The sequence below is a fragment of the Pseudomonas sp. S3(2024) genome, assembly GCF_036861315.1.
GTDB lineage: Bacteria > Pseudomonadota > Gammaproteobacteria > Pseudomonadales > Pseudomonadaceae > Aquipseudomonas > Aquipseudomonas putida_A.
On the sequence record NZ_JAZAQQ010000002.1, the window covers coordinates 921,840 to 940,675 of the forward strand.

An 18,836-nucleotide genomic window follows, 5' to 3' on the forward strand; every position below is an offset into this window, starting at 1 on the left:
CGTAAAGGTGCGAATCGAGAACTGCGACACACCGCCACACCCCAGCCCCCGTTGGCGATCCAGCCTGCCGACTAATTATTTCAAGACGTCATCCGTTCTCATTGGTGAATGGTTCCGGGTACCGAGCCCCGGCCAGACAGCATTCCGATGCCTTGCGCGGTCGGCACAGACCGCGCCCTGCACGCCCTCGATCGGCGTGACGCAGCAACCCGATTCCACTTAGCAAGCCGAATTCAGGCAGGAAACCTCATGACCGACGCGTTCGAACTCCCTAGCACTCTGGTCCAAGCCCTCCAGCGCCGTGCGGCACAGACGCCGGATCGCCTGGCCCTGCGCTTTCTCGCCGAAACCGAGGAGCAGGGCGTGGTGCTCAGTTACCGCGAACTGGATCAACGCGCGCGCACTATTGCTGCCGCGTTGCAGAGTCAGACTGAATTCGGCGATCGCGCGGTGCTGCTGTTTCCAAGTGGCGCAGATTACGTCGCGGCGTTTTTCGGTTGCCTGTACGCCGGGGTGATCGCCGTGCCGGCCTATCCGCCGGAGTCCGCCCGTCGTCATCATCAGGAACGCCTGCTGTCGATCATTGCCGACGCCGAACCGCGCCTGCTGCTGACCAGTGCCGACCTGCGCGATGCCTTGCAACAAATCGACGGCGCGCCGCCGTTGTTGTGCGTCGATACCCTCGACAACGCCCTGGCCGAGGCCTGGATTGAGCCGACCCTGCCGCAGGACCACATCGCCTTTCTGCAATACACCTCCGGTTCTACCGCGCTGCCCAAAGGCGTGCAGGTCAGCCACGGTAATCTGGTGGCCAACGAGCTGCTGATTCGCGACGGTTTCGGCATCGACGTGAACCCCGACGACGTGATCGTCAGCTGGCTGCCGCTGTACCACGACATGGGCCTGATCGGCGGCCTGCTGCAACCGATTTTCAGCGGCGTGCCGTGCATCCTGATGTCGCCGGCTTACTTCCTCGGTCGCCCGTTGCGCTGGCTCGAAGCGATCAGCCAATACGGCGGCACCATCAGCGGCGGGCCGGATTTCGCCTATCGTTTGTGCAGCGAGCGGGTCAGCGAATCGGCGCTGGAGCGCCTCGACCTGAGCCGCTGGCGCGTAGCCTATTCCGGCTCCGAACCGATCCGTCTCGATACCCTTGAGCGCTTCGCCGAGAAGTTCACCCCGTGCGGCTTCAGCGAAGACAGCTTCATGGCCTCCTATGGTCTGGCCGAGGCGACCCTGTTCGTCGCCGGCACACCACGGGGCACCGGCATTCCTGCGCTGCGCGTCGATGATCAGGCACTGGCGCAAAACCGCGCCGAGCCGGGCGACGGCAGCCCGATCATGAGTTGCGGCATCAGCCAGCCGGCCCATGCGGTGCTGATCGTCGAGCCGAGCAGTCTGCAAGAACTCAATGACAATGCGGTCGGTGAAGTCTGGGCCGCCGGGCCGAGCATCGCTCACGGCTACTGGCGCAACCCCGAGGCCAGCGCCAAGACCTTTGTCCAGCACGCCGGTCGCACCTGGCTGCGCACTGGCGACCTGGGCTTCATCCGCGACGGTGAACTGTTCATCACCGGTCGCCTGAAAGACATGCTGATCGTGCGCGGTCACAACCTCTATCCGCAGGACATCGAGCAAACCGTCGAGCGTGAAGTGGAAGTGGTGCGCAAAGGTCGCGTCGCGGCATTCGCGGTCACTCAGGACGGCGAAGAAGGCATCGGCATCGCGGCGGAAATCAGCCGCAGCGTGCAAAAGATCCTGCCGCCCGAAGCGCTGATCAAAGCCATTCGCCAGGCGGTGGCCGAGGCCTATCAGGAAGCGCCAAGCGTGGTGGTGCTGCTCAACCCGGGCGCGCTGCCGAAGACGTCCAGCGGCAAGCTGCAACGCTCGGCGTGCCGCAATCGTCTGGCCGATGGCAGCCTCGACAGCTACGCGGTGTTCCCGTCCGCCGAGGTGCAAAGTAGCGAATCGACCCTGCCGGCTTCCGAGCTGGAAGCCCTGATCGGCAAGATCTGGGCTGAGCAACTCAATCTCAAACAGGTCAACGCCGACGACCACTTCTTCCTGCTCGGCGGCAACTCGATTGCCGCCACGCAAGTGATCGCCCGGGTCCGCGAAGAACTGGTGCTGGAGCTGAACCTGCGCCTGCTGTTCGAAGCACCGACCCTGTCGGCATTCGCCGCTGCCGTGGCGCAGCAGCAACAGGATGGCGGCAACGCCCAAGGTGCAATCAACGCCTTGTCGCGCAGCGAAGCACTGCCGCAATCGCTGGCACAAAACCGTTTGTGGATCACCTGGCAACTCGACCCGCACAGCAGCGCCTACAACATCCCCGGCGCCCTGCGTCTGCGCGGCGAGCTGGACGAAGACGCGTTGCGCGCCAGCTTCCAGCAACTCATCGAGCGTCACGAATCGCTGCGCACGCGCTTCTTCGAGCGTGACGGTGTAGCCCTGCAACAAGTCGATGCCGCCCCTGAATTCAATCTGCAACTGATCGACATCAGCGGCTTGCCGGCGCACGAGCGTGAAGCCCGCGCGCAACAGATCCGCGAGGACGAGGCGCGCACTCAATTCGACTTGGAAAAAGGCCCGCTGCTGTGGGTGACACTCGTACGCCTCGACGATGAAGATCATCAGCTTCTGGTGACGCTGCATCACATCATCGCCGACGGCTGGTCGCTGAACGTGCTGATCGACGAATTCTCGCGCCTGTACGCTGCGGCATCCCAAGGCCAGCGCGCCGAACTCGCGCCGCTGCCCACCCAATACGCCGACTACGGCAGTTGGCAGCGCCAATGGCTGACGCAAGGCGAGGGCGAGCGGCAACTGGCGTACTGGAAAGCCCAACTGGGCGACGAGCATCCGGTGCTGGAACTGGCCACCGATCATCCGCGTTCGGCCAGACAATTGCACAGCGCCGCGCGCCACAGCGTGCGCCTCGGTGTCAGCCTCAGCGACGCGATCAAGCAGACCGCGCAGGCGCATCAATCGACGCCGTTCATGCTGTTGCTCTCGGCGTTCCAGAGCCTGCTGCACCGCTACAGCGGTCAACGCGATATCCGCATCGGCATCCCCAACGCCAACCGTCCGCGCCTGGAAACCCAGGGCTTGATCGGCTTCTTCATCAACACTCAGGTGCTGCGTGCCGAGGTTGATTCGCGGCAGTCGTTTGTCGAGTTGCTGGTGCAGACCCGCGAGGCCGCGCTGGGGGCTCAGGCCCATCAGGATCTGCCGTTCGAACAACTGCTCGAAGCGTTCCCGCAGGCTCGCGAACAAGGTCTGTTCCAGGTCATGTTCAACCACCAGCAACGCGACGTGAGTGCGCTCAAGCGCCTGCCGGGGCTGCTCGCCGAAGAGCTGCCGTGGCACAGCCGCGAAGCCAAGTTCGATCTGCAACTGCACAGCGAAGAAGATCGCAACGGGCGCCTGACCCTGTCCTTCGACTACGCTGATGAACTGTTCGAAGCAGCGACCATCGAGCGTCTGGCCGAACATTTCAGCAACCTGCTGCGCGCGGTCTGCGAGCAGCCGCAACAGGCGATCGGCGACCTGCCATTGCTCACTCCGTGTGAGCACGAGCAGCAACAGGCATGGAGCGTCGCCCCGTGCACCCCGGCGCAGCAATGGCTGCCGGAGCTGCTCAACGAACAGGCGCGGCGGACCCCGGAACGCACCGCGCTGGTGTGGGACGGAGGTAGCCTCGACTTCGCCGAATTGCACGCCCAGGCCAACCGCCTCGCGCACTATCTGCGCGACAAAGGTGTCGGCCCGGACGTGTGCGTGGCGATTGCCGCCGAGCGTTCGCCGCAACTGCTGATCGGCCTGCTGGCGATCATCAAGGCCGGTGGCGCCTATGTGCCGCTGGATCCGGATTATCCGGCCGAGCGCTTGGCTTACATGCTCAGCGACAGCGGCGTCGAACTGCTACTGACCCAGAGCGCATTGCTCGACCGCTTGCCGGCCAGTGACGGCGTCAGCGTGATCGCCATGGACGCGTTGCACCTGGAAAACTGGCCGATTCAGGCACCGGGTCTGCACCTGCACGGCGACAATCTCGCCTACGTGATTTACACCTCCGGCTCCACTGGTCAACCAAAAGGCGTCGGCAACACCCACGCCGCGTTGGCCGAACGGCTGCAGTGGATGCAGAACAGCTATCGCCTGAATGACAGCGACGTGCTGATGCAAAAGGCGCCGATCAGTTTCGACGTATCGGTGTGGGAATGCTTCTGGCCGCTGATCACTGGCGCGCGTCTGCTGATCGCCGGCCCCGGCGAACACCGCGACCCGCATCGCATCGCGCAACTGGTGCAGAAATACGGTGTGACCACGCTGCACTTCGTGCCGCCACTGCTTTCGCTGTTCATCGACGAGCCGCTGAGCGCCGAATGCACCAGCCTGCGCCGGGTGTTCTCCGGCGGTGAAGCGCTGCCGGCGGAACTGCGCAACCGCGTGCTGGCGCAGCTGCCGGCGGTGCAACTGCACAACCGTTACGGCCCGACCGAAACCGCGATCAACGTCACCCACTGGCACTGCACCACGGCCGACGGCGAGCGTTCGCCAATTGGCCGGCCGCTGGGCAACGTGATCTGCCGCGTGCTCGACGCCGATCTCAATCCCGTGCCGGCCGGTGTGCCGGGTGAACTGTGCATCAGCGGCATCGGTCTGGCCCGGGGTTACCTCGGTCGCCCGGCGCTGACGGCCGAGCGCTTTGTGGTCGACCCGTTGGGCGAGCAGGGCGCACGTTTGTACCGCACCGGTGACCGTGCACGCTGGACCTCGGACGGCGTGATCGAATACCTCGGGCGCCTCGATCAGCAGGTCAAACTGCGTGGTTTCCGCGTTGAACCGGAAGAAATCGAAGCGCGGCTGCTGGCGCAAAACGGCGTCGCCCAGGCCGTGGTGTTGGTAAGGGAAACCGCAGCCGGTGCGCAACTGATCGGCTATTTCACTGCCGCCGACGCCAGCGAAGATCAGGACGCACAGATCGCCCGCCTGAAAAACGCGCTGGCCTCCGAGCTGCCGGAATACATGGTCCCGGCGCAACTGATGCGCCTGGACGCAATGCCCCTCAGCCCAAGCGGCAAACTCGACCGTCGCGCCTTGCCTGAGCCGCAGTGGCAAGTGCGTGAACACGTCGAACCGGTCACAGAGCTGGAACAACAGATCGCCGCGATCTGGCGCGAAGTGTTGGGTCTGCCACGGATCGGTCTGCGCGACGACTTCTTCGCCCTCGGCGGGCACTCGTTGCTGGCCACACAAATCATCTCGCGCAGCCGTCAGGCCTGTGACGTCGAGCTACCGTTGCGCGCCTTGTTCGAGCACAGTGAACTCGGCGATTTTGCCGAACAGATCCGCCTGATCCAGGCCAGCGGCCAGACCAACCAACAGCCGCCGATTGCCAAAGTCGATCGCCGCCAAGCGGTGCCGTTGTCGTACTCGCAACAGCGCATGTGGTTCCTCTGGCAGATGGAGCCGGACAGCCCGGCGTACAACGTCGGCGGCATGGCGCGCCTGCGCGGCGTGTTGCACGTCGAGCATTTCGAGGCAGCCTTGCAGGCGTTGATCCTGCGCCACGAAACCTTGCGTACCACATTCCCGAGCGTCGATGGCGTGGCCCGTCAGCAGGTGCATGCCGAGACCGGCGTGCGCATGGGCTGGAAGGATTTCTCGAAACTGCCGGCAGACCAGCGTGAACAGCAGGTCCAGCAACTGGCCGATGACGAAGCGCATCTGCCGTTCGATCTGGAAAGCGGCCCGCTGCTGCGCGCCTGTCTGGTGAAGACCGCCGAGCACGAGCATTACTTCGTGCTGACATTGCACCACATCGTCACTGAAGGCTGGGCGATGGATATTTTTGCCCGCGAACTCAGCGCGCTGTACGAAGCGTTCGTCGATGAGCGCGATTCGCCGCTGGAACCGCTACCGGTGCAGTACCTCGATTACAGCGTCTGGCAGCGGCAGTGGCTGGAGTCCGGTGAGCGTCAGCGCCAGCTCGACTACTGGACCGCGCAACTGGGTCGCGAACATCCGTTGCTGGAACTGCCCGGCGATCGTCCGCGTCCGCCGGTGCAAAGCCATCAGGGTGAATTGTTCCGTTTTGATCTGAGTGACGATCTCGCCGCCCGCGTCCGTGCGTTCAATGCGCAAAACGGTCTGACCCTGTTCATGACCATGACCGCTGCGCTCGCCACCTTGCTCTACCGCTACAGCGGCCAGACCGACCTGCGCATCGGCGCGCCGGTGGCCAACCGGATTCGTCCGGAAAGCGAAGGGCTGATCGGCGCATTCCTCAATACCCAGGTGCTGCGTTGCCAGCTCGACGGGCAGATGTCGGTCGGCGAACTGTTCGAGCAAGTGCGCCACACCGTTATCGAAGGCCAGTCGCATCAGGACCTGCCGTTCGATCATCTGGTCGAAGCGCTGCAACCGCCGCGCAGTGCGGCGTACAACCCGTTGTTCCAGGTGATGTGCAACGTGCAGCGCTGGGAATTCCAGCAGAGCCGCATGCTCGCCGGGATGACCGTCGAGTACCTGGCCAACGATGCGCGAGCGACCAAGTTCGACCTCAACTTGGAAGTCACCGACCTCGACCATCGCCTCGGTTGCTGCCTGACCTACAGCACCGATCTGTTCGACGAACCGACCATTGCACGCATGGCCCAGCATTGGTGGAACCTGCTGGAAGCATTGATCGCCGATCCGCAACAGCGCTTGAGCCAGTTGCCGCTGCTCGACCCGACTGAACAACAGCAATTGCTCGACAGCCTCGGCGTTGAACCGGGCGAGCGTCGTCTCGATCAGTGCATCCATCATCTGTTCGCCGAGCAGGCGCTGGCGCGCAAAGACGCGCCGGCCCTGACTTTCGCCGGACAGACTCTGAGCTACGCCGAACTCGATGCCCGCGCCAATCGCTTGGCCTGGGCCCTGCGCGAGCGTGGGGTCGGCCCGCAGGTGCGGGTCGGTCTGGCGCTGGAGCGCTCGTTGGAAATGGTCATCGGCCTGCTGGCGATTCTCAAGGCCGGTGGCGCCTATGTGCCGCTGGACCCGGAATACCCGCTCGATCGCCTGCACTACATGATCGAAGACAGCCGCATCGGTCTGCTGCTCAGCGACCGGGCGATGTTCAACGCCCTCGGCGATTTGCCGTCGAGCGTGGCGCGCTGGTGCCTGGAAGATGACAGCGCGGCGCTGGTGGATTACCCGGTCAGCGAGTTGCCTTTTATCAGCCTGCCGCAGCATCAGGCCTATCTGATTTACACCTCGGGCTCGACCGGCAAGCCGAAAGGCGTGGTGGTGTCCCACGGCGAAATCGCCATGCATTGCCAGGCCGTGATCGAACGTTTCGGCATGCGCCCCGACGACTGCGAACTGCACTTCTATTCGATCAACTTCGACGCCGCCACCGAGCGTCTGCTGGTGCCGCTGCTCAGCGGCGCGCAGGTGGTTTTGCGAGCGCAAGGGCAGTGGGACGCGGAAGAGATCTGCAACTTGATCCGCACCCATCGGATCAATGTGCTCGGCTTCACCCCGAGCTACGGCAGCCAGTTGGCGCAGTTCCTCGCCACGCAAAACCAGGTTCTGCCGGTGCGGATGATCATCACCGGCGGCGAAGCGCTGACTGGCGAGCACCTGCAACGGATTCGCGCCGCGTTCAAACCGAGCCTGTTCTTCAACGCCTATGGCCCGACTGAAACCGTGGTCATGCCGCTCGCCAGTCTCGCCCCGGAAGTGCTTGAAGAGGGCGCCGGCAGCGTGCCGATCGGCAGCGTGATCGGTGACCGCGTGGCGTACATTCTCGACGCCGATCTGGCGTTGGTGCCGCAAGGCGCGACCGGTGAATTGTTCGTCGGCGGCGCCGGTCTGGCGCAGGGCTATCACGACCGTCCGGGCATCAGCGCCGAGCGTTTCGTGGCAGACCCGTTTGCCGCCGATGGCGGGCGCATGTACCGCACCGGCGATCTGGTGCGCCAGCGCGCCGATGGTCTGGTGGAATACCTGGGCCGGATCGACCATCAGGTGAAAATCCGTGGTTTCCGCATCGAGCTGGGTGAGATCGAAACCCGACTGCTCGATCACCACTCGATCCGCGAAGCGGTGGTGCTGGCGCTGGATGCGCCGAGCGGCAAGCAACTGGTGGGCTACCTGGTCAGCGAAGTTGCCGAGCAGGGCGAAGCGCAACAAGCTTCACTGCGTGAAGCCCTGAAGTCGCACCTCAAGGCGCAACTGCCGGACTACATGGTGCCGACGCACCTGATCCTGCTGGCGAGCATGCCGCTGACCGCCAACGGCAAACTCGACCGCCGCGCGTTGCCGGCACCGGATCCGGAGTTGAACCGTCAGCACTATGTCGCCCCGAGCAATGAGCTGGAGCAGACCCTGGCGCAGATCTGGTGCGAGGTGCTCAACGTCGAGCAGGTCGGTCTCAACGACAACTTCTTCGAACTCGGCGGCGACTCGATCCTGTCGATTCAAGTGGTCAGCCGTGCGCGGCAGCAGGGCATTCATTTCAGCCCGCGGGATCTGTTCCAGCATCAGACCGTGCAGACCCTGGCCGCTGTCGCCAGCCGTAGCGAGCAAGTCACTGCCGAGCAGGGACTGGTGCTCGGCGAGTCGGCCATGACGCCGATCCAGCACTGGTTCTTCGACACTGAAATCCCTGAGCGTCAGCACTGGAACCAGGCGCTGCTGCTGGAGCCGAGCGTGGTGCTGGAACCGCATCGTCTGGAGCAAGCGCTGCTGGCAGTGATCGAACAGCACGACGCCCTGCGTCTGCGCTTCACTCAGGCCAACGATCAATGGCAAGCAACGCATCAACCGGTGTCCGACGCCGAGGTGTTGTGGCAAGTGCGGGTGGCGGCGATGGACAAGTGCGCAGCGCTGTTCGCCGATGCCCAGCGCAGTCTCGATCTGCAGAACGGCCCGCTGCTGCGCGCCTTGCTGGTGGATGGTCCCGAAGGGCAGCAACGCCTGTTTATTGCGATCCATCACCTGGTGGTCGACGGTGTGTCGTGGCGCGTCTTGCTCGACGATCTGCAAACCGTGTATCGCCAGCTCGACGCCGAACAGTCGGTAAAACTGCCGGCGAAAACCAGTGCCTTCAAGGACTGGGCGGCACGTTTGCAGGCCTACGCCGGCAGCGAATCACTGCGTGAAGAACTGAACTGGTGGCAAACCCAACTGGCCGGATCGAACGCCGATCTGCCGTGCGAAAACCCGCAGGGCGGACAACAGAATCGTCACGCGCAAACCGTCAGCGTGCGCCTGGATGCCGAGCGTACCCAACAACTGCTGCAACAGGCGCCGCGGGCCTACCGCACGCAGGTCAACGATCTGCTGCTGACCGCGCTGGCCCGCGTGCTGTGCCGCTGGAGCGGGCAGCCGTCGGCGTTGATTCAACTGGAGGGCCACGGCCGCGAAACGCTGTTCGACGAGATCGACCTGACCCGCACCGTCGGCTGGTTCACCAGCGCCTATCCATTACGCCTGACCCCGCACAACATCGAAGAGGCCGCCGGACAGGGCGCTTCGATCAAGGCGATCAAGGAGCAACTGCGCGCGGTACCGCACAAAGGCCTCGGTTATGGCGTGTTGCGTTATCTGGCCGATGACCTCAGCCAGCGCAGCATGGCGGCGTTGCCGAATGCTCCGGTGACCTTCAACTACCTCGGCCAGTTCGACCAGAGTTTCGCCAGCGATGCGCTGTTCCGTCCGCTGGATGAGCCGGTCGGTGCGGCCCACGATCCGCAGGCGCCGTTGCCAAACGAGTTGAGCATCGACAGTCAGGTGTACGGCGGCGAACTGCTGCTGCGCTGGACTTTCAGTGCCGAGCGCTACGAGGCGCAAACCATCAACGATCTGGCCGACGCCTACCTCGGCGAGCTGCAAAGCCTGATCGAACATTGCCTGCAAGACACGGCCGGTGGCCTGACGCCTTCGGACTTCCCGCTGGCGAAATTGACCCAGGCGCAACTCGATGCACTGCCGGTGCCGGCGGCGCAGATCGAAGACGTCTATCCGCTGACGCCGATGCAGGAAGGCATGTTGCTGCACACCTTGCTCGAACCGGGCACCGGTCTGTACTACATGCAGGATCGCTACCGGATCAACAGCGAGCTCGATCCCGAGCGTTTCGCCCAAGCCTGGCAAGCGGTGGTCGCCCGTCATGAAGCGCTGCGTGCGTCGTTCTGCTGGAACGTCGGCGAAGACATGCTGCAAGTGATCCACACCCCGGGTCGTACGCCGATCGAGTACCTGGACTGGAGCGCCATCGCCGAGGACGAGCAAGAACCGAAGCTGCAAGCGCTGCTGAAAAGCGAGCGTGAGGCCGGGTTCGATCTGCTCAATCAGGCACCGTTCCACCTGCGCCTGATCAAGGTCGGCGCGGCGCGTTACTGGTTCATGATGAGCAACCACCACATCCTGATCGATGCCTGGTGTCGTTCGCTGCTGATGAACGATTTCTTCGAGATCTACACCGCCCTCGGTGAAGGTCGCGAAGCACAGTTGCCGCTGCCGCCGCGCTACCGCGACTACATCGGCTGGCTGCAACGCCAGAGCCTGGCCGAGGCGCGTCAGTGGTGGCAGCAGAACCTGCAAGGTTTCGAGCGCACCACACCGATCCCGAGCGACCGACCGTTCCTGCGCGAACACGCGGGCGAAAGCGGCGGCATGATCGTTGGCGACCGCTACACGCGACTGAATGTCGAGGACGGCGCCCGTCTGCGCGAGCTGGCCCAGGCCCATCAACTGACCATCAACACCTTCGCCCAAGCGGCGTGGGCACTGGTGCTGCGCCGTCTGAGCGGTGATCGCGACGTGCTGTTCGGCGTCACCGTGGCCGGGCGCCCGGTGGAAATGCCGGAGATGCAACGCACCGTCGGTCTGTTCATCAACAGCATTGCGCTGCGGGTGAAAATGCCTGAGGACGATCAGCGCAGCAGTGTGCGGCAGTGGCTGAGCGCTTTGCTCGACAGCAACATGCAACTGCGCGAGTACGAATACCTGCCGCTGGTGAACATCCAGGAGCAGAGCGAATTGCCGAAAGGCCAACCGCTGTTCGACAGTCTGTTCGTGTTCGAGAACGCGCCGGTGGAAGTCTCGGTGCTGGACCGTGCACAGAGCCTCAACGCTACGTCGGACTCTGGTCGTACCCACACCAACTTCCCGCTGACGGCGGTGTGCTACCCGGGCGATGACCTCGGTCTGCATCTGTCCTATGACCAGCGCTACTTCGACGAATCGACCATCGAGCGCATGCTCGGTGAGTTCAAGCGCCTGCTGCTGGCATTGGTCGATGGCTTCCACGGTGACATGGCTGATTTGCCGCTGCTGGGGGCCGAGGAGCAGGACTTCCTGCTGCACGGCTGCAACCAGAGCGCGCACGATTATCCGCTGGAGCAGAGCTACGTGGCGCTGTTCGAAGCGCAGGTCGCGGCGCATCCGCAGCGCATCGCCGCCACTTGCCTTGATCAGCAACTGAGCTATGCCGAGCTCAACCTCAACGCCAACCGCCTCGGCCAAGCACTGGTCGCCGCCGGGGTGCAGTTGGATCAACCGGTAGCGTTGCTGGCCGAACGTAATCTGGATCTTTTGGGGATGATCATCGGCAGCTTCAAGGCCGGTGCCGGTTACCTGCCGCTGGATCCGGGCCTGCCGAGCCAGCGTCTGCAGCGGATCATCGAGCTGAGCCGCACGCCAGTGCTGGTGTGCAGCGAAGCCTGCCGCCAACAGGCGCAGACTTTGCTCGATGAGTTCAGCTGCGCCAACCGTCCACGGCTGTTGGTCTGGGAAGAAGTGCAGGCGCTGGCGACATCGCTGCACAACCCGGGAATCTACAGTGGCCCAGACAACCTGGCCTACGTGATCTACACCTCGGGTTCGACCGGGTTGCCGAAAGGCGTGATGGTCGAGCAGCGCGGCATGCTCAACAACCAGTTGAGCAAGGTGCCGTACCTGCAACTGACGGACGCCGACGTGATCGCGCAGACCGCTTCGCAAAGCTTCGATATTTCGGTCTGGCAGTTCCTCGCCGCGCCGCTGTTCGGGGCGCGGGTGGACATTGTGCCGAACACTATCGCTCACGATCCGCAGGGCTTGCTGGTGCATGTGCAAGCGCAGGGCATCACCGTGCTGGAGAGCGTTCCTTCGCTGATTCAGGGCATGCTCGCCTCGGAACGCCTGAGTCTCGACGGTCTGCGCTGGATGCTGCCGACCGGTGAAGCAATGCCGCCGGAACTCGCGCACCAATGGCTGCTGCGTTATCCGCAGATCGGTCTGGTCAACGCTTACGGCCCGGCGGAATGCTCCGATGACGTGGCGTTCTTCCGTGTGGACATGGCTTCGACTCGCGGCAGCTATCTGCCGATCGGTACGCCGACCGACAACAACTTGCTGTACCTGGTCGATGGCGCGCTGGAACTGGTGCCGTTGGGCGCGGTGGGTGAGTTGTGCGTGGCCGGGACCGGTGTCGGTCGCGGTTACGTCAGCGATCCGCTGCGCACTGCGCCAGTGTTTGTACCGAACCCGTTCGGCGCGCCGGGCGAGCGTCTGTATCGCACCGGTGACCTCGCGCGGCGGCGCAGTGACGGGGTGCTGGAGTACGTCGGCCGGGTCGACCATCAGGTGAAGATTCGCGGTTACCGGATCGAACTGGGTGAAATCGAGGCGCGTCTGCATGAACAGCCGGAAGTCCGCGATGCGGCGGTCGGCGTGCAGGAAGGCGTGAATGGCAAACATCTGGTCGGCTATCTGGTCGCGGCGGATTCGGCGCTCAACCCGAGCGAACGTCTGGAGCGGATCAAGCAACGCCTGCGCAGCGAACTGCCGGAATACATGGTGCCGCTGCACTGGTTGTGGCTGGATCAACTGCCGCACAACACCAACGGCAAACTCGACCGCAAGGCCCTGCCGGCGCTGGAGATCGGTCAGTTGCAGAGCCAGGACTACCTGGCCCCGCGCAACGAACTGGAGCAGACCCTGGCCGACATCTGGGCCGAAGTGCTCAAGGTCGACAAGGTCGGTGTGCGCGACAACTTCTTCGAGTTGGGCGGGCATTCATTGCTGGCCACGCAGATCGCCTCGCGGGTGCAGAAAACCCTGCAACGCGATGTGCCGCTACGGGCGATGTTCGAGTGCAGCACGGTGCAGGAACTGGCCGAGTACATCGAAGGCCTGGCGGCGAGTGACATGACCGAGGATAAAGTGGATCGCTTGAATGATCTGATGGCGGAGCTGGAGGGCTTGTAATCTTCGGCGTCTGTACCGGCCCCTTCGCGAGCAAGCCCGCTCCCACATTTAGTTCTGTGTACGCAGACCCAATGTGGGAGCGGGCTTGCTCGCGAATGCGTCAGTGAATTCAACACAAATAAACCGGCATATTCACGTACATGTCCAGGGTTGACGATCAACAACCGGCAGCTCAGTCTGCCGGTTCTCTTTTTTGTCTCGGGGGTGGTCGATGCCTTTCTTCACGGTTGACGGACAAGCGCTGCACTACATTGATCAAGGCACCGGCCCGGCCGTGTTGCTGGCGGGCAGTTATCTGTGGGACACGGCCATGTGGGCGCCGCAGATCGCTGCGCTGTCGCCGCACTATCGGGTGATTGCGCTGGACCTGTGGGGCCATGGCGAATCCGGGCGTTTGCCGCAAGGCACGACCTCGCTGGATGACATCGCGCGGCAGGTCGAGGCCTTGCTCGATCACCTGCAGATCGAGCAGATAACGCTGGCGGGGCTGTCGGTCGGCGGCATGTGGGGCGTGCGTCTGGCGTTGTCGGCACCGCAGCGGATCAACGGTCTGGTGTTGCTCGACACCTATGTCGGCGTCGAGCCTGAGCCGACCCGTCAGTACTATTTTTCGCTGTTCAAGCAAATCGAGGAAAGCGGCGAGATTGCGCCTCAGTTGCTCGACATCGTGGTGCCGATCTTCTTCCGCCCGGGCATCGATCCGCAGTCGGCGCTGTATCAGGACTTCCGCGCCAAACTGGCGGCCTACACCGCGGATCGCCTGCGCGAAAGCATCGTGCCGATGGGGCGTATCACCTTCAGCCGTGATGATCTGTTGCCGCGCCTGGGCGAACTGAATGCCGCGACCACCCTGGTGCTGTGCGGCGATCAGGACAAACCGCGACCGCCGTCGGAGGCACAGGAAATGGCTGAGTTGATCGGGTGTCCGTGGGTGCTGGTGCCGGAGGCGGGGCATATCTCCAGTCTGGAGAATCCCCAGTTTGTAAACGAGGTACTGTTTACCTTCCTGAACGAGCGCAATCGTTAAACCGAGTCATCGTTCTTTTCGCGAGCAAGCCCGCTCCCACAGTGACCGCGGTGATCTCTGTGGGAGCGGGCTTGCCCGCGAAGAGGCCAGATCAGGCAACAACGAATCCGGGCTTACTTCGGCCCGAGAATCTTCGTCAGTTTCTCCGGCGAAGGCGCCCCTTGCTGCTGTTGCAGCTCACCCTTGTCATCCATGTAGAAAATCGCCGGCGTCGCCTGCAGTTCCAGGTCTTCCATCAACTGCATGTTGGCGGCCAGTTTGGTCTGCACCGCTTTTGGAATGTCTTTTAATGGCTTGAGGGTGCTGGCCTTGCCGGCCTTCTCGTGATCTTCCAGGGCCTTGGCCGGATCTTTTGCCGCCAGTAGCGCGGCGGATTTCGCCGGGCTGTCTTCGCGGATGATCCCGACCATGATGTGCCGCAGCTGCACCTTGCCGGCCTTGACCCATGGTCGCGCCTGTTCCCAGAACATGTTGCAGTACGGACAGTTGGGATCGCTGAACAGGTACACGGTGCGCGGCGCGTCCTTGTTGCCGTCCTGAATCCAGTTGCTGGCTTCGAACTTGCCCCAGATTTCCTTGGCCATCGGCGCATAGACCAGTTTCTGCAACGGCTCGCTGCTCAGATCCTTGCCGTCGGCGTCGTACAGATTGCCGAGCAACACGTGTTTCCCGTCTGGCGTCAGGTACAACGCCATGCCACGGTTCTGGTACTGCGCCGCATAACCACGCAAGCCGTCCGGGGCGTCGAACTGGCCGACGATTTTTGCGCCCTTGGCTTCGATCTGCTTGATCGCGGCGGGCAATTCTTCGGCGGCCTGCACCGACGGCAGGTGCAGCAGGGCAGTGCCCAGAGTCAGCGTCAGCAGGTGGCGGAGGCGGGGCATGGCAGTTTCCTTGCAGAGGTGGCCGGTGCGGCGGTTGGATTCGGGATGTCGAAATTTTCCAGGGCGCGGGCCAGGCTGGCGTTCGACAGTTCGCCCAGATGACTGCTCAGCAAGCGACCGTCAGGGCTATAGAACAGCGTAGTCGGCAACGCCATGGAGCCCACGGCCTGACCCAGTCGACCGCTGCGGTCGAACAGCACGTTGTTCAGGCTCAGGCCCTGGGTTTCCAGGAAGGTGGCAACGCTTTGCATGCTTTCGGCCTGATTGACGAACAGAAAGGTCAGGTCCGGGCGTTGTTGTTGAGCGTTTTCCAGCACCGGCATCTCGCGCCGGCACGGTGGGCACCAGGTTGCCCACAGGTTGATCACCAATGGTCCGCCCTGATAGTCGCTGAGCTGGATGGTCTCGCCTGCGGCGTTGCGCAGGGTGATTTCCGGCAAGCGCGTGCCTTGTTCGTAGATGTTCAGTGACAGGGTCGCCAACAACCAGAACAGCACGCCGCTGGCCACGCCAAAACCCAATGGCCGACGCAGGCCCGGGCGGCGCCAGCCGCGATAGAGAGCGGTGAGCAGCAGCACGATCACCCCCGGCCAGGCGAGGAATCCACCATCGCGCAGGTCGATGATCTGCCACGGATCGTTGCGATAGTGGCCCCAGTACAGGGCGACAAACGCCACGCGTGCCGCGAGCATGCCCAGCAGAAACAGGCTGAACAGCGCCGACTCGGGGTTATCGCCGCCACGCTTGGCCACCCGCCAGCCGACAAAGGTCGCCAGCGCCAGGGCACTGATCAGCAGCAGATGGTTAAGCGCGATGGCAAAGGTGCCGAGGGTGAACGTCAGCATTTAATTGGCGTCTCGGGTGGTGGTCCAGCGTTGCAGGAACGTCTCGGCATCCACCTCACCGGTGATGCGCTGGCTGCGTCGTTCTTCGCCGTCGGTGCCGATCCAGACAAAACTCGGTGGCCCCGGGACTTTGTAGCGGCCGAGCAGCTCGCGGCTGGCGGCATTATCGGCAGTGACGTCGAGGCGCAGCAGGCGCAGCAGGCGCACATCGCTGAGTGCCTGCATGACCTTGTCCTTGCCGAACACCTGTTTTTCCATGACTTTGCACGACACGCACCAGTCGGCGTAGTAATCGAGCAGCACCCACTGGCCCTGAGCCTTGGCGCTATCCAGTTCGCGCTGCAGGGCGGCCGGATCCTTGATCGTGGTGAACGCGTCATGCCCGCTCGGCGTGGTGCTGGCGACTCGGCCGGCGCTGTACACCTGCAGCGGTTGATACGGGTCGTCACTGCCACCGGCGGCACCGATCAGCAGCAGGCTGCCCCACAGACCGAGCAACAGCGAGCTGGCGCCGAACACTTGGGCGACCCGGCCGAAGCCGTCCGATTGCTTCCAGGCGCAGAACGCGGCGATCAGCAGCAGCGCGCCGCACAGGCCCAGCCACAGCGACGAGTCCAGCACCGGGCGCAACATCAGCAGCGCGGTCGCGAGGAACAGGAAACCGAAGATGCCCTTGAGCAGGTTCATCCACGCGCCAGGCTTTGGCAGGAAGCGATTGCCGACGGTCACCAACAGCAACAGCGGCACCCCGATACCGATGCCCAACGCGAACAGAATCAAGCCACCGTGCAGCGCATTGCCGCTCTGCGCGATGTACAGCAAAGCCCCGGCCAGTGGTGCGGTCATGCACGGACCGACCAGCAGACCGGACAACGCGCCGAGCACCCCGGCGCCAATCAGGCTGCCGCCGCTGCGACTGCGCGAAGCGTGTTCGAGGCGGTCACGCAGGGCCACCGGCAATTGCAATTCAAAGAAGCCGAACATCGGCAGCGCCAGCACCACGAACACTGCTGCAAATGCACCGAGCAGCCATGGATTTTGCAGCCACGCCTGCAGGTTGGCGCCGAGCAGCGCAGCGATCACCCCCATCGCTGCATACACCAGCGCCATGCAGATCACGTAGCTGCTGGCCAGGGCGAACCCACGGCGCGGGGTGGCACCGCTGCCGACAATCATGCCCGCCAGAATCGGCAGCATCGGCAACGAACACGGGGTAAACGCCAACAACAGGCCGAGGCCGAAAAACACCAGCAGGCTCCAGCCCAGCGCCCGTTGTTGCAGGCTGCTGGCCAGGGCCTGATCCGGTGCTTCAGCGCTGGTCGTTGGCGTGGCTTTGCCGCCCAGATCAATGACCCGGGTCTGCGGCGGGTAACACAGGCCGGCATCGGCGCAGCCTTGGTAACTGACCTTGATCTGACCGCTGGCCGCGGCCGGAATTTTTACCTCCAGCCCTTGGCGATACACCGGTTGTTCACCGAAGAACTCGTCACTGTGCGACTCGCCCTCGGGCAGCGCAGGCTGCTGCTCGGCCGTCAAACCGTCGAATTTCAGGCGTTTCTGGTACAGGTAATAGCCGTCGGTGATTTGCCAGAACAGCTGGGTTTCCCCGGACTCAAGGCGTTCGGAGGTGAGCACGAAGGCTTTGTCGACCGGCAGAAACTCCGGTTTGGTCTCGAATGGGTTGTTTCCCGCCTGGGCCAGGCCGGAGATCAGCAGTGCAAACAAAAGAAAAAAATGACGCATGGAGGAGCCTTGTCCCTGTGCAATTGTGGTGCACAGTGGCGGGTGGCGATTAACCGATGATTAACCGCCCCGCACGTTGTCGGATGGGCGACCCGACGCCGATTCACTAGTGCCTGCGAGTGGCTCAGTCCTTCAGCAGCCCGGGCCAGGTTGAGTCAGAGATTGTATACGGGCCAAATACTTTTTTCGCGCCCTGTTCATAACGCAGGTAACGGTTGTCGTTCAGGAACACATAAAAGTAAGTGTCAAGTGTCGGATAGTCGTTGGTGGCGGCTGTCATCATTTGGCTTTTATATTCTTCCAGTGGCGCCCAAGACGAACCTTTTAGAGGTAGCACTTCAAGTTTTTTTGAGTGTATTTCGTAGATCAGATAGTTTCCGTCATTCAGCAAGAACCAGTAGTTCTCTTCTTGTGCAGTGCTTTCACTCCACATTACGCCAACTATTTTGTAGTAGTAAGGCAATAATTTCTCCCACTTGGATTTTGCGATGGGAGTGTTGGAGAGTGCCCTGTCGACTTGTTGACTGAACTCACAGACAAATGGCGTTGCTCCTTCGTCGTAGAACAGCCAGAGCGTGTCTACGCCACCGTTCCAGCTGGCGCTCGTTGTGGTAAAGCCAAAGCGCAAGTCTGCAGCCGTCTTGTCAAAGCCTTCCCATTTGCCATCCACCGGCTTGGGGAAGCCGGAAAGTACTTTGTTATCCTCGAAGTCGAAACGGGAATAGCTGTTTTTCTCTGGAAAAAAGAAATAAATGCGATCGGGTCCGGTGCGCCAGTCAACTGCAATGAAGTTTTTTGTAATGCTCATTCATGATCCTTTAACAGGTTGTTTTATGTTTTAAGGCTTGATTGGTTGCGTGTAAGTTGCAAGAGTGAGATTAGTTTTTTTGTTTTGTTCTTGTATAGTTTGAAGGTGTAGAAATTCATGTCGATTACTATCTTTTGTGTTGAATAAGCCTTGTTCTTGCGCAGGCTGTCTATTGGCAGTTTTGAGTTCCGACCGAACGAACGAGCGAGCCTCTGCGGTGTTGGTTGTCGCCCTGCCATAATTACGGCTTAATCCTGTTCTGTTTGACTTGCCTTTTTTCT

6 protein-coding genes are annotated in these 18,836 nt (G+C 62.5%); 2 read left to right on the plus strand and 4 right to left on the minus strand.

Annotation, left to right across the window (positions count from 1 at the left end):
* Positions 1–249 precede the first annotated feature (249 nt).
* Positions 250–13,248, plus strand: coding sequence for a non-ribosomal peptide synthetase (locus VLA07_RS08995; protein WP_333989052.1), 12,999 nt, complete (start codon positions 250–252; stop codon positions 13,246–13,248).
* 211 nt (positions 13,249–13,459) lie between these two features.
* The gene (locus tag VLA07_RS09000) at positions 13,460–14,275 is read left to right on the plus strand and encodes an alpha/beta fold hydrolase (protein ID WP_333989053.1); all 816 of its coding nucleotides are present in this window, start codon (positions 13,460–13,462) and stop codon (positions 14,273–14,275) included.
* 113 nt (positions 14,276–14,388) lie between these two features.
* Here VLA07_RS09000 and dsbG read toward each other — a convergent pair whose 3' ends face one another.
* The 4 genes from dsbG to VLA07_RS09020 all read right to left on the minus strand — a co-directional run bounded on the left by dsbG (position 14,389) and on the right by VLA07_RS09020 (position 18,555).
* Complete coding sequence (gene dsbG / locus VLA07_RS09005) at positions 14,389–15,159, minus strand: thiol:disulfide interchange protein DsbG (RefSeq protein ID WP_253150010.1); 771 nt, start codon at positions 15,157–15,159, stop codon at positions 14,389–14,391.
* Entirely contained in the window at positions 15,135–16,004 is an 870-nt protein-coding gene (locus VLA07_RS09010; protein ID WP_027613398.1) for a TlpA disulfide reductase family protein, read from the minus strand. The genes dsbG and VLA07_RS09010 overlap by 25 nt, the downstream gene beginning before the upstream one ends.
* On the minus strand, positions 16,005–17,747 hold the full coding sequence (dsbD, locus tag VLA07_RS09015) for a protein-disulfide reductase DsbD (protein WP_333989054.1): 1,743 nt from the start codon (positions 17,745–17,747) through the stop codon (positions 16,005–16,007). It abuts the gene before it with no gap.
* Positions 17,748–17,871: 124 nt separating this feature from the next.
* Entirely contained in the window at positions 17,872–18,555 is a 684-nt protein-coding gene (locus tag VLA07_RS09020; RefSeq protein WP_333989055.1) for a hypothetical protein, read from the minus strand.
* Between the last annotated feature and the right edge of the window lie 281 nt (positions 18,556–18,836).

Coding starts and splice junctions, on each gene's coding strand:
- VLA07_RS09000 (WP_333989053.1), top strand. CDS start 13,460: ATGCCTTTCTTCACGGTTGACGGACAAGCGCTGCACTACATTGATCAA.
- VLA07_RS08995 (WP_333989052.1), top strand. CDS start 250: ATGACCGACGCGTTCGAACTCCCTAGCACTCTGGTCCAAGCCCTCCAG.
- dsbG (WP_253150010.1), bottom strand. CDS start 15,159: ATGCCCCGCCTCCGCCACCTGCTGACGCTGACTCTGGGCACTGCCCTG.
- VLA07_RS09010 (WP_027613398.1), bottom strand. CDS start 16,004: ATGCTGACGTTCACCCTCGGCACCTTTGCCATCGCGCTTAACCATCTG.
- VLA07_RS09020 (WP_333989055.1), bottom strand. CDS start 18,555: ATGAGCATTACAAAAAACTTCATTGCAGTTGACTGGCGCACCGGACCC.
- dsbD (WP_333989054.1), bottom strand. CDS start 17,747: ATGCGTCATTTTTTTCTTTTGTTTGCACTGCTGATCTCCGGCCTGGCC.